The organism is Malaciobacter sp., from assembly GCF_055140965.1.
On record NZ_JBSRRO010000031.1, the window covers coordinates 16103 to 29195 of the forward strand.

Sequence of the window (13093 nt, forward strand, 5' to 3'; positions counted from 1 at the left end):
AGAAGAGAAAGCTACACTTAAAGCTTTTTTCAAACAAAACTTATGAAAAAAGGCAAACTATTATGCTACAAGAAACAAAAGATAAAACAGTATTTTTAAAATCAGATAAAATTGGTGAGGGTGAATTAGGCTCAATGCTAATAAGAGGTTTTTTAAAAGCAATGGCAGAGCAAGAAAAACTACCAAGCAAGATTATATGCGTTAATAGCGCAGTTTTATTAACTACTACAAATGATGAAAATGATGATGCACTAATTGCTTTAAAGGATTTAGAATCAAAAGGTGTAGAGATTTTCTCTTGTGGAACTTGTCTTGACTTTTATGAAAAAAGAGATGAGTTAAAAGTTGGAATTGCAGGTAATGCAATGGATACAATAGCAACACTTCTAAACACTAATACAGTTACTTTATAGTAATCTTTCATTTTAAAACCTAAGATATTTTTCTTAGGTTTAACACATAAAAAATTCACTTTTATTTTATATATTTTAAAAAGGTATATTATGCTTAATTTTAAAAGCTTTACTAATTCTATATCTAAAGAGCTATTTTTTAGATTCTCTTTTGTTTTTGTATTTATGATTTTATGTTTTTTTCTTGCAGTATTTGAGAATAATCAAATCTATTTATTAGAACAAAAACTTCAAGGTAAATTATTTTTGAGTAGTTTTATTCTTATTGGATTTACTTTAGCAATTTATTTATATTTTGAAAGAAGAAACTTAGATAAGTTTAAGAAAATTTTATTTTTCTTAGTATCTTTACTTATTGTATATTTAGGGGTTTTTACATATGAAGATTCACTTTTATATCTTATTTTTGCAGCCTATTTAAGTATTACTTTTTCAAACTTTTCTAATATAAAAAGTTCAAACTATTCAATATTATCTTTTAATATGCAAATTACTAATAGTGTAGTTTTTGCTTTCTTTAGCTCTTTTATTTTAGGAATAGGAATAAAGGTGATACTTTTAACATTGAAGTATCTATTTTCACTTACTTTTTTTGATTTAATTAGTGATGAAATAATGATTTTTATAAGTATAGTTATATTTCCTACTTTAGTTTTAGCAAATATTCCCAAAAATATTGAGCCTTTAAAAAATAGTTTAAAATTAAAAAAAGCAGTAGAACTTCTAATAAAAAATATTTTAACACCTTTGATTTTAATCTATACTATTATTTTATATGCATATTTTATAAAAATTATCATAATTCAAGAGTTGCCAAAAGGTGATTTGTCTTGGATGATTTGTATATTTTTAAGTTTAGCAATTTTTGTAAAAGCTTTTTTAAAATCTATAAAAGAGCAATCTATTTTTACAAATTTTATTGATAAATATTTTATTTATTTAATGATAATACCTATAATATTTTTGGATATTGCAATTTATATAAGAGTTAGTGAATATGGAGTTACACAATTAAGATATTGCTTGATTATTTTATCTATTTGGTTTAGTTTTTTAGTTGTTTTAGAGTTTATAAAAAAGCAATTTTGCATAAAAAGTAGTTTAGTATCAATGTTTTTACTTTTACTAGTTGCTTCTATTACGCCTTTGAGTTCATCAAATATATCTTTAAACTCTCAATTTAATAGATTTAAAAAAGTTATTGAAAAATATGAAATTTCTAATGATAAAACAAAATATAACTTAAAAGATTTGAGTTTAAAAAAACGAGTTGAATTAACTTCGATTATTAGTTATTTATCAAGAAGTAAAAAAGGAATGCAGTTTTTAAATGAGTTTTTTAATAAAAACTTTAAAACAAAACTTGAAGTGTTTAAATATATAAATATGAAAGAAGCTTACTCTTATAATGTAAAAAGAGAAAAAAGTAAGTATGTACAAGAGTTTAATTTATATAATCTAGCATATGATTCAAAGGGATATGATTATGTCTTAAATTTAGCTAGTAATAATAATGAAAAAGAGTATAAACTAGATGATGCAAAATTGAAAATAGTCTTAAAAGATTCTATTTTAAATCTTAAGATTGATAATAGCACTATAAACTTTGATTTAAAAGAAATAGTAAATAACTGGGCTAAAAATAGTATAAAAAAAATAGATAATTCAAACTACAAAGAAGCTATTTTTATAAGAAAAAATAAAAATATAGAGTATAAATTAAATATTCAATCTTTAAGTATCAATGAAAAAGAAGATAGTTTTGAAGTTGATTATATAAACTCTATTTTGATGATAAGAAGATAAAATGAGAAATATTTTTCTATTTTTCTTTTTTTTCTTTAATTTAAATGTTTTTTCAAACTCTTTGGATGAAAACTTAGTTAAAAAACAAATTGCAAAGATGTTAGTTGTTGGTTTTGATAAGGCAAAAATAGATAATTCTTCTCAAATAGCTAAAGATATAAAAAAGTATGAACTTGCTGGAGTGATACTATTTGATAAAAACTTGCAAGATAAGAGTAAATCTAAAAATATTATCTCTTTTAAACAAGTGAAAAAATTAACTAAAAGCTTACAAGATTTAGTAGATTATAATCTTTTTATTACAATTGATCAAGAGGGAGGAAAAGTTCAAAGATTAAAAAAAGAGTATGGCTTTATAGAAACTTTAAGCGCAAAAGATATCTCAAAACTACCATTAAATAAAGTAAAACAAGAGTATAAAAGTTTAGCTTCACAACTAAATGAATTAGGAATAAATGTAAATTTTGCACCAGTAGTTGATTTGGCAATTAATCCAAATAATAAAGTTATAACAAAATTAAATAGAGCATACTCAACTAATGTAAATGAAGTAGTAAAATATGCAAAAATATTAATTGATGAACAAGAAAAAAAACAAGTAATTAGTGTTCTTAAGCATTTTCCAGGACATGGATCTTCTTTAGAAGATTCTCACAATGGTTTTGTTGATATTAGTAGTAGTTGGAATAAAATCGAGTTAGAGCCATACAAAAAACTAATTAAACAAAATAGTGTAGATATGATAATGACAGCACATGTTTTTAATAAAAATCTTGATGAGAATTATCCTGCTACTTTATCTTATAAGATTAATACAAAATTATTAAGAGAGAAATTGGGATTTCAAGGAGTTATTATAAGTGATGATTTACAAATGAAAGCAATATCAAAACACTATAGTTTAAATGAAGTTGTAAGACTTGCTATAAACTCAGGTGTAAATATACTTTTATTTGGCAATCAATTAGCAAAATATGAAACAGTTGATATTATAAATACTATTTATGAAGAAGTAAAAAAAGGAAATATAGCTTATGAAAAGATTATACAATCAAATAAAAAAATAAAAAACTATTTATTTAGAAAATAAATTTATAAGTGATTAAAACTAATGAAATTATTAACATAAATAATATAAAATTGCTTAAAAATTTTATATTAAGAGGTAAGTTTGATTAAGTTATTTATTTCATCAAAAAAGTTCCAAAACTTTATTGCTACATTGATTGTAATCAATGGAATTATTTTAGGTTTAGCCACTTCAAAGCAAGTTGTTCAAGAGTATTCAAGTATTCTTACTTTTTTGGATAATACTATTATTGCTATTTTTACAATAGAGATAATTCTTCGTATATATGTGCATAGATTGAGTTTTTTTAAAGATCCTTGGAGTTTATTTGATTTTTTTGTAGTTGCAATATCTTTAGTTCCTGCAAATGAAGGTTTATCAATCTTAAGAGTACTTAGAGTATTAAGGCTTTTTAGATTATTAACTGTAATTCCTCAAATGAGAACAATAGTAGCAGCACTACTTGGTGTAATTCCTGGAATTGCTTCTGTTTCAATGGTTTTAATGTTGTTTTTTTATGTATTTGCTATTATGGCAACAAATCTTTATGGAGATAGTTTTCCTCAATGGTTTGGAACTTTAGGTGAGAGTATGTACACACTTTTTCAAGTAATGACCTTGGAGAGTTGGTCAATGGGAATAGTAAGACCAATAATGGAACTATATCCTTATGCTTGGATATTTTTTGTAATTTATATATTAATTGTAACTTTTGTTATGGTAAATTTATTTATTGGACTTATTGTAGATGCTATTTTTACTATAAAAGGTGAGCAAAAAGAAGAGAAGTCTAAAGAGTTACAAGAGATAGAACTTTTAAAAGAACAAGTGCAAGAATTAAAACAAATTTTATTAAAAAAGAGTAAAAATGATAATCCTTGATTTTGAAACAAATAGTAAAAGTGTAGGGGATGTAATAGAAGTTGCAGCTGTAAAAATTGATACTTCTTTTAATATTTTAGATAAGTTTCATAGATATTATTTATCAAGATATAGTTTAAATCCTTACTCATTTGCAGTTCATAGATTAACTCCTGAGATGATTATGGAGTATAGAAAAGATAAAGATTATTCTTCATATTTTACAGAAGATGAAGACTTTTATGAGTTTTGTGAAAATAGTGATACGCTAATTGCGCATAATATCTCTTTTGAGTTAAGGCATTTAAACAAAAAAGTATATTTTCAAAATCAGATTTGTACAATGAAAGAGAATAAATATATTGTAAATGCAAGAAATAAAAATGGCAATATCAAAAATCCAAGATTAAACGAAACTTGCCATTTTTATGGAATAGAGTTTGATGAAAATAAACATCATACTGCAACATATGATGTTACAAAAACATTTGAAATATTAAAGTGCATGCATGAATATAATAAAATTAATTTTTAACAACTCTTATTTTCTTTATTGATATTTATTTTATCTTCATCTTCTTCATGATTTTCATCATTTTGGTTTTTTTCATCTTTTTTATGAGAACGGGAGAATTTCTTTATTCCTTCTAATTCATAATTTATTGCATTTACAGATATTGAAATCTCAACAAGTGCAATAAATAAAGATAAAGTCATAGAGATTAAACTAAGTCCAAAAAGTACTTCACCTAAAAAGTTTAATTCTAAAAAAAGAAAAAACATAGAAATTGTGCAAAGTATTAAAGAAACTACTCCATAAATTTGCATCTGTTTTATTAATGAGACTCTTTTTTTTAAACTTCTAATTTGTTTAGAGGCTTTGGGAACTTTGCCATCTCGTGCATTTGCACTTAAGCCTCTAATTAGTTGTCCTGTTGTTAAAAACCTATTAGTATAAGCTAATAAAAGTAAAGATATAGCTGGAAATAATAATGCTGGAGTTGTAATCGCTATATTTAAAGTATTCATTAACTATTTTCCTCTAAAGTTTCTATTTGAATCTCTTTTTGTAGTTTTTTTAGAAGCTACTTTTTTTACTGGTTTTGTAATATTTTTCTTTTCTGTTAATTTCTTTTTTTTCTTTTTGAAAAGTCTTGGTTGTTTCTCTGTTAATTCATATTCATCTAGAACTAATCTTTTGATTGTAATCATTAAATCTTTTTCTATTTTTTCAAGTTGTTTATACTCATTTGCACAAACTAAAGTAATAGCTTGACCTGTTTTACCAGCTCTTGCTGTTCTTCCTACTCTGTGTGTAAAATCATCAGTACTTAAAGGTAACTCAAAATTTACTACATAAGGTAAATCTTCTATATCAATACCTCTTCCTGCAATATCAGTTGCTACTAAAACTCTAATTTTATCACTTTTGAAATCTCTTAAAGCTCTTGCTCTTGCAGGTTGCTTGATATCTCCATGAATACAAAGTGTTGATAAGCCATCTAAATTAAACTGTTGTGTTATCTCATCTGCTATTTTTTTTGTATTTACAAAAACTAAAACTTTATGATAGTTTTTTGAACCAATTAAAAATGAAAGCATCTCTATTTTCTTAAAACTATCTATTTTGTATGCAGTATGTTCTATTGCGTCTACTCTTTGTCTTACATTTGTTAATTCAACAACTGTTGGCTTATTTAAAAACTCTTTTGCAAGTTTTTTTACATTTTGTGAAATAGTTGCAGAAAACATTGAAATTTGTCTATATTGACTAACTTGTGCAAGTATTCTTTTTACTTCATCAATAAATCCCATTTCTAAGATTGTATCTGCTTCATCTAATATAACTCTATTTATGCTTGAAATACTTAATATCTTATTTTCTACATGATCTAGTAATCTTCCTGGTGTTGCAACTATAATATCAACACCTTTTTTGATTTTTTCTGCTTGAAGTTTATTACTAACGCCACCATATGAAACTGCATGTTTTATATTTAAATGTCTTGAGTAGTTTGATATATTTCTAGCAATTTGATTTACAAGTTCCCTTGTTGGTACAATAATAAGAACTCTTGGAACTCTTTTTTTACTATAATCAATCTCTTCTTTTAATTGTTCTAACATAGGTAGTAAAAAAGCAGCAGTTTTTCCTGTACCACTTTTAGCAGCTGCAATCAAATCTTTTTTATTTAATAAAATAGGTATTGCTTGTTTTTGAATAGCTGTTGGGTTTTCATAACCTTCTTCTTTTAGTGCTTTAATTAACTCTTTTGATAATTGAATTGAGCCAAATTTTTCGATAATAATTCCTTTGAATAGTCATTTTTTGAAGAAATTATAGCATAACTTCTTTATAATTTTAACTTTTTTAAATAAGAAGTTATTAAAGGTTGATTATCTTTTCTACAAATCATGTAAGTATGAATATTTTTAAATTCATTTGGAAGAGTCTCTATTTTTACTTCATTTTTAAAGTTTAAGTGCTCTACTACAAAAATAGGAAGTACTGTTATACCCATTCCCATTTTTACACATCCAATTATTGTTTCTAAACTTCCAAACTCTATATTTTTGTAAGGTTTATTCTGTTTTTTCATATACTCATCTAAATGCTTTTTATAAGTACAACCTTTTTTAAAAGTTAATATATTATTTGCAGCATTTTTGTGTAAAGGTTTTAGTAATACTAACTCTTCTTTAAACTCTTTTATTATCATAAACTCTTTATTTGTAGGTTTTCCACTAACAAATGCAATATCAACTTTATAATCAAGTAACATATCAATTAATTCTTGACTTGGTCCTGTTGAAAGTTCTAGTTTCATATTTGGATATTTTTTATCTATTTTTGAAAGTAAAGTTACTATTCTTGTTGCTGCATTTGATTCTGTTGAAGCAATTTTTAGTGTCTCTTCATGTTTTAAGTGCATTATAAACTGTTGGGTTTCATAAACTTTTTGTACAATTTCTTTTGCATAAGGATATAGTTTTTCTCCCACATCTGTTAATACAATACCCTTTGAAAACCTATGAAAAAGTGTATGTCCAATACTCTTTTCAAGCTGTTTTATTCTTGCTGTTACATTAGACTGGGCACAATTTAATTCAATTGATGCTTTGGAAAAGCTACGATTGTTAGCTACACTTAAAAATATTTTTAATAAATTAGAATCCATCACTAATCCTTATATCACTTATAGTTATTGATTATTTGACTTTGAATCATTATAAGTGATATTATAACACAAAAATTTAGGCTAGGCAATGAAAACTATTTTAAATAAAAAGAGCAATGCAAATATTATTGTTGCGGGTATATTTGCACTTATTATTGGTATGGGCGTAGCAAGGTTTGCTTTTACTTCGCTTTTGCCATCAATGTTAGAAAATAGAGTTGATATTAGTTTTGCTGGCTTACTTGCTTCTATTAATTATTTTGGCTATTTACTTGGAGCAATCTTTGCAATTTTTATAAAAAAAATTTCTTTAAAAGTTAAATTTTTTAGAATAGGGTTATTTATATCTTTTTTTTCTACTATTGCTTTAGGTTTACAAACAAATGATTTTGTTTGGATTATGTCAAGATTTATAGCAGGTTTTGGTTCTGCAATGCTTATGGTAGTTGGTTCATCTTTGGTTATGAGTCGTTTGAATTTTGAAGATAAGACAAAAGCTATGGGAATACATTTTTCAGGAATAGGCTTTTCAATAGTTGTATCTGATATTTTAAGTAGAACTGTTTTAAACTACTCTTCATGGGAAAATGCATGGATAGCATTAAGTATTTTATCTATTGTTTTGGGTGTATATTCATTTTATATTTTAGATGAACAAGAAAATAAAAATTTCCTAAAAATAAAATCAAACCCCTTTAAAATTGACTCTTTTGTTGTAGTATTGATTTTTACTTATTTTACTGTTGGAATTGGTTTTGTTGTTCAAGGAACTTTTTTACCTGATATAATTAATAGTATTGAAGGATTAAAGGGTATTGGCTCAAACTCATGGCTTTTAGTAGGAGTTGCTGGAATTCCATCTTGTATCATTTGGATGAGGCTTGCATCTTTTTATGGAAGTGTAAATATAATACTTGTTTGTATGATTCTTTTAATAGTAAGTATTTTAATACCTACAATTACATCAAGTCTATTTTTTAATTTAATAAGTGCATTTTTATATGGAGCTACATTTATCGCACTTGTAGGTTTATTTTTAAATTTAGGTGGAAAAATTGCAAGTTCAAATCCAGTTTTTTTAATGGGAGCTTTAACTAGTTCATATGGAATAGGACAAATTACTGCACCTTTATATTCTATTGCTTTAATTAAAAAATATAATAATTATGATACTACTTTATATCTTACTGCATTTATAATGCTTTTGGGTGTAATCGTTTTATACTTAAATAAAAATAAGGAGAAAAAATATGCCAATAATTAGTGTAAAAATGACCCATGAAGATGGTGGAGCTACAAAAGAGCAAAAAGAGATTTTATCAAAGAAGTTAACACAAAGTTTTCAAGAGGTTTTTAATAGAAAAATAAATAATGCAGTTGTAATAATTGAAGAAGTAAGTACTGATAATTATGCAATTGGTGGAGAAACAGTTAGTAATATACGAAAAATAAAAGCTTAGATTTTCTAAGCTTTTATATAATTTGTCCTAAGCCATCATCGATATAAGCATTTATTCTTTTTAAAAAATCTTCATAAGTTTTTTTACCAGTTTTATTAAATATTACTATTTTTTCACCATATTCATCATGAATAAAGTGCTCTTTTTTAATAACTTCATTATATAATTTTTTACTTTCATCATCACTATCTAAATCATTATATAAAAACCAGTTTGCAGTGTGATTTTCAATTCTAATAAGTCCAAATGTATTTTTATTATCTACATAATCTTGTATTGTGCCATCTTCAAATTTTGCACCAACAACCATATCATATTCATTTAAGAGCATTTCCATAATCTTTCCTTTAACCAAAATGCAATTATAACTGCAAATAAGTTATAATTTGTTTTAAAAAAAGAAAAAGAGTTTTAATTATGATAGATTATACAAAGAAGTTAAATACAAGCAGAGAAATTTACCCAATAGATGATATTGAAATTTCAGTAGAAAGTGATAGGGGAAGAATTATTTCAACACCAGCTTTTAGAAGACTTCAAAAAAGAACACAAGTTTTTCCTTTAGAGTTAAATGCAGCTGTTAGAAGTAGGTTAACTCATTCAATTGAAGTTCAACAAAACTCACGATACATAGCAAGAACAATTTTAGATAAAATCAAAAAAGAGAATAAAATAAAAACTTATCATCTTGAAGATTTGGAAAATGCTTTTATTTCAACTGCTGAGATGTCAAGTTTGGTACATGATATAGGAAATCCTCCTTTTGGACATTTTGCAGAATTATCAATAAATGATTGGATGAAAAATATTGGAGTAAAGTGCTTAGATAAACTTTATGAAAATATTAGTGAAAAAAATTTAAATTTAAAACAAATGCTAGTAGCAGATATTACAAACTTTGATGGTAATGCACAGGCAATTAGAATAATCAAATACCTTCAAAGATTAAATCTTTCATACTCTCAAACAGCTTCTGTTTTAAAATATACAAGAGGAGCATTTGAAAAAAAGCCTGAAAGCAATGATAAATTAAATTATTTGAAAAAAAAGCCAGGATTTTATTATTCTGAAAAAGAGTTTGTTAAAAAAGTTTGTGATGCTTTAGAGATAAAACAAGGTTGCAGATTTCCTTTGACATATATTATGGAAGCAGCTGATGATATCTCTTATTTAACAGCAGATATCGAAGATGCAGTTGATAAAGGTGTGTTTACACTTGATGATTTATATAGATATATAAATGAAGAGTGTAAAAAAGTGAATGAGAAATATAAAAAAGATGAAACTTTTTTACTTGATTTAATTAATAAGTACTATAAAAAAGCAAAAGAACAAGAAGAAGAACCTTATCAGTTTAATCTCTTTTTAACACTTACAAGAGCAAATTTGATTAATTATTTAGTAAAATATGTTGCAGATGTATATTTACAAAATCATCAAGAAATTTTTGATGGTTCATTTAATAAAGCACTATTAGATTTTGATAAGGCAAATAAATACTCTTTAGCAATTGAAGTATTACAGAATATATCTATAAAGTATATTTATAATAATAGAGAAAAACAGGCTTTAGAGCTAAAAGGACATACAATTTTACATGGTTTATTAAATTGTTATAAACCTCTTTTAGAGTTAAGCAGTAATGATTTTAAAAAGCTTGTATTAAAACAAAAAATTGATTGTTTTGTATCATCACGACTTATTGGAAGATTGTCTTCAAAACATATTGTTGCTTATTCAAAAGCAATAGAAGAGTTAAGTAATGAAGATAAACAAAGATATAATCTTTTAGAGTGGTATTATAGAGCAAGATTAATAATTGATTATGTTTCTGGAATGACTGATGATTTTGCTTTAGATGAGTATAAAACTTTAACTGCAAGTTAAGAGTATATCTTAACTTGTATGCTTTGCTATAAAATTATCAACTTTTTTTAAATACTCTTTTTTTAACTCTTTTGATATAAAAGAGGAGTTAAAAGAGTTTTTAACTAATGTGATAATATCCTCTTTTGATAAGTCTAAGTTTTTATATATTGCGTGAAAATTATCATTTAAATATCCACCAAAATATGCAGGATCATCTGAGTTTACTGTGACATTTAGTCCAAAATCAAGCATTTGCTTAATTGTATGCTGTTTCATATTTTCAAATACTTTTAGTTTTGTGTTTGATAAAGGACAAACTGTAAGTGCCATTTGTTCTTCTTTTAATCTTTGCATTAATTCATTGTTATAAAAAGCTTGTACTCCATGATCTATTCTATTTACTTTTAAAATATCAAGTGCATCAATTATAAATTTATATGAACCCTCTTCCCCTGCATGAGCAACAAGCATAAAACCTGATTTTTTTGCCTCTTCATATACTTCTTTAAATTTGCTAGGTGGATTTCCAATTTCAGAAGAATCAAGTCCAATTCCAATAATTTTTTCTTTAAATTTGCTAGCTTGTGCTAAAGTTTTAAAAGCATCTTCTTGACTTAAGTGTCTTAAAAAGCACATTATTAATTTTGAACTTATACCTAACTCATTTTTTCCATCTTCTAAAGCATTAGTAATTCCATTGATTACTGTTTTAAATTCAATATTTCTACTTGTATGTGTTTGTGGGTCAAAAAAGATTTCAGTGTGAATTATACTATTTTCTTTGCATCGTAATAAATATTCAAAAGTTAGATCATAAAAGTCTTGTTCTGTAATTAAAACCTTTGCACCACTATAATATATATCAAGAAATGACTGTAAATTGGTAAAGTTATAAGCTTCTTTAATCTCTTCAATTGATTTATATTCAAGCTTTATATTATTTCTTTTTGCTAGTTCAAACATTAATTTTGGCTCTAAAGTTCCCTCAATATGTAAATGAAGTTCAGCTTTTGGTATTTTGTTTATAAACTCTATCATTAAAATCCTTTTTTTATTAAATGAAGTTATAGCAAAAAAAAACTAAAAAAGTTTAAACATTAAGTTTTTAAATTAGTTAAAAAGTTTTTCAAACTTTAATATTTTACGGGTTACAATTAGAGTAATTAAATTGCAAGGAGGTACTATTGACAGATAATACAACAGAAGCTTTTTGTGATAATGCTAAAGGTTTAAAAGATATTTGAAACTTTAGTTGATTTTGTAAAATATTACAAACAACCCCACCATTTGTATGGTAAAAAATTATAATCTTTTAACTAAGATAGATTATTATAAAAGCTTAAGGTGCTTAAAGTAAGCAAACTTATAGTTAGACACTATATATATACCTTATTTACCTCCATAGTTTTCTATGGAGGTTTTTTATTGTAAAAATTTGTTATAATACAAAAAAAATAAAAGGCTAATTATTAAAAAATTTAGAAAAGTACATATTGAAATAACAAATATTTGTAATTTAAAGTGCTCTTTTTGTCCTCCAAAAATAAAACCAAATGCAACTATGAGTTTAGAAAAGTTTGATGAGTTAAATTGTGAGTTGAAATCATATACAAAAGAGTTAGCATATCACATTGTAGGTGATCCTTTAGTTTTGTCAAATTTAAATGATTATTTAAATATAAGCAAAAAGCATGACTTAAAAGTAAATATTACAACAACTGCAAATAATATAAATAAAAAACATTATGAAGCTTTGAGTAATACTATTTTAAAACAAATAAACTTTTCAATAAACTCTTATAATGCGAACTCTCATAAAAAAAGTTTAAATGAATATTTACAAGCTATTATTGATTTTATAAAATATGCACAATCAATTAATCATGAATACTTTATAAATTTGAGAATTTGGAATTTAGATAATACAAAAAGTGCAAAAGAGTTTAATAAAAAAGTTTTTGACAAAATAAATAGTGAGTTTGAATCTAATATAAATATTGATGATGTTTATAAAAATAGACCTAAAAATATAAGAATTGCAAGAAAAATATTTTTCAATTTTGATGATTATTTTAAATGGCCAAGTTTGGATGAAAAAGTAATTTCAACAAAAGGATTTTGCTATGGTTTGGATTCTCACTTTGGAATATTAAGTAGTGGTGAAGTTGTGCCTTGTTGTTTAGATCAAAATGCAGTGATAAATTTAGGAAATATAAACAGTTCAAAACTTGATGATATATTGAAAAGTAAAAGAGTTTTAGATATACAAAAAGGGTTTAAAAAAAATATTTTAATTGAAGAATTATGTCAAAAGTGTGATTATAGAAAAAGATTTGATAAGCAATCCTATAAAGAATAGCTTAAAAAAAGGCAAATAAAAAAAAGGCAATAGTTTATTAACACTGAATTTTAAAAGAACATTGCAAGAGATATTCT

At 24.8% G+C, this 13093-nt stretch carries 13 protein-coding genes and 1 pseudogene; 9 read left to right on the plus strand and 5 right to left on the minus strand.

Annotation, left to right across the window (positions count from 1 at the left end; genetic code table 11):
• Positions 1-44: 44 nt before the first annotated feature.
• The 5 genes and pseudogenes from yedF to ACTCCZ_RS09505 all read left to right on the plus strand — a co-directional run.
• Positions 45-413: pseudogene (yedF, locus tag ACTCCZ_RS09485) on the plus strand (sulfurtransferase-like selenium metabolism protein YedF); the annotation flags it as partial.
• Positions 414-503: 90 nt separating this feature from the next.
• Positions 504-2219, plus strand: a complete 1716-nt coding sequence (locus ACTCCZ_RS09490; protein ID WP_079577847.1) for a DUF4153 domain-containing protein — start codon at positions 504-506, stop codon at positions 2217-2219.
• A gap of 1 nt (position 2220) precedes the next feature.
• The gene (locus ACTCCZ_RS09495; protein WP_079577848.1) at positions 2221-3309 is read left to right on the plus strand and encodes a glycoside hydrolase family 3 N-terminal domain-containing protein; all 1089 of its coding nucleotides are present in this window, start codon (positions 2221-2223) and stop codon (positions 3307-3309) included.
• Between the two features lie 81 nt (positions 3310-3390).
• On the plus strand, positions 3391-4170 hold the full coding sequence (locus ACTCCZ_RS09500; protein WP_079577849.1) for an ion transporter: 780 nt from the start codon (positions 3391-3393) through the stop codon (positions 4168-4170).
• On the plus strand, positions 4157-4684 hold the full coding sequence (locus ACTCCZ_RS09505) for a 3'-5' exonuclease (protein WP_079577850.1): 528 nt from the start codon (positions 4157-4159) through the stop codon (positions 4682-4684). Before ACTCCZ_RS09500 ends, ACTCCZ_RS09505 begins: the two co-directional genes overlap by 14 nt.
• Here the strand turns inward: ACTCCZ_RS09505 and ACTCCZ_RS09510 are convergent.
• From ACTCCZ_RS09510 to ACTCCZ_RS09520, 3 genes are read right to left on the minus strand one after another with little or no spacing between them, the layout of a single operon-like run.
• A complete protein-coding gene (locus ACTCCZ_RS09510; RefSeq protein ID WP_196778256.1) occupies positions 4681-5178 on the minus strand; it encodes a DUF2721 domain-containing protein in 498 nt (165 codons plus the stop codon). The two genes, ACTCCZ_RS09505 and ACTCCZ_RS09510, sit on opposite strands and share 4 nt — an antisense overlap.
• Before the next feature lie 3 nt (positions 5179-5181).
• Positions 5182-6459 carry a DEAD/DEAH box helicase gene (locus tag ACTCCZ_RS09515; protein WP_322853522.1) on the minus strand — a complete coding sequence of 426 codons (1278 nt, stop codon included), beginning with the start codon at positions 6457-6459 and terminating at the stop codon, positions 5182-5184.
• Positions 6460-6503: 44 nt separating this feature from the next.
• Entirely contained in the window at positions 6504-7328 is an 825-nt protein-coding gene (locus tag ACTCCZ_RS09520; RefSeq protein ID WP_079577851.1) for a LysR family transcriptional regulator, read from the minus strand.
• Positions 7329-7416: 88 nt separating this feature from the next.
• Between ACTCCZ_RS09520 and ACTCCZ_RS09525 the strand changes: the two genes are divergently transcribed.
• Positions 7417-8592 (plus strand): YbfB/YjiJ family MFS transporter, encoded by a 1176-nt coding sequence (locus ACTCCZ_RS09525; protein ID WP_079577852.1) that lies wholly within the window; start codon positions 7417-7419, stop codon positions 8590-8592.
• Positions 8579-8788 carry a tautomerase family protein gene (locus tag ACTCCZ_RS09530; RefSeq protein WP_079577853.1) on the plus strand — a complete coding sequence of 70 codons (210 nt, stop codon included), beginning with the start codon at positions 8579-8581 and terminating at the stop codon, positions 8786-8788. The genes ACTCCZ_RS09525 and ACTCCZ_RS09530 overlap by 14 nt, the downstream gene beginning before the upstream one ends.
• Positions 8789-8801: 13 nt before the next feature.
• Here ACTCCZ_RS09530 and ACTCCZ_RS09535 read toward each other — a convergent pair whose 3' ends face one another.
• On the minus strand, positions 8802-9125 hold the full coding sequence (locus ACTCCZ_RS09535; protein ID WP_079577854.1) for a hypothetical protein: 324 nt from the start codon (positions 9123-9125) through the stop codon (positions 8802-8804).
• Positions 9126-9205: 80 nt separating this feature from the next.
• Between ACTCCZ_RS09535 and dgt the strand changes: the two genes are divergently transcribed.
• Entirely contained in the window at positions 9206-10675 is a 1470-nt protein-coding gene (gene dgt / locus ACTCCZ_RS09540; protein ID WP_079577855.1) for a dGTPase, read from the plus strand.
• A 9-nt stretch (positions 10676-10684) separates the two neighbouring features.
• Here the strand turns inward: dgt and ACTCCZ_RS09545 are convergent, their stop codons facing one another.
• Positions 10685-11695, minus strand: coding sequence for an adenosine deaminase (locus tag ACTCCZ_RS09545; RefSeq protein ID WP_079577856.1), 1011 nt, complete (start codon positions 11693-11695; stop codon positions 10685-10687).
• A gap of 460 nt (positions 11696-12155) precedes the next feature.
• Here ACTCCZ_RS09545 and ACTCCZ_RS09550 point away from each other — a divergent pair, with 460 nt between their 5' ends.
• Positions 12156-13016 carry a radical SAM/SPASM domain-containing protein gene (locus ACTCCZ_RS09550; protein WP_265734234.1) on the plus strand — a complete coding sequence of 287 codons (861 nt, stop codon included), beginning with the start codon at positions 12156-12158 and terminating at the stop codon, positions 13014-13016.
• Positions 13017-13093: the final 77 nt, after the last annotated feature.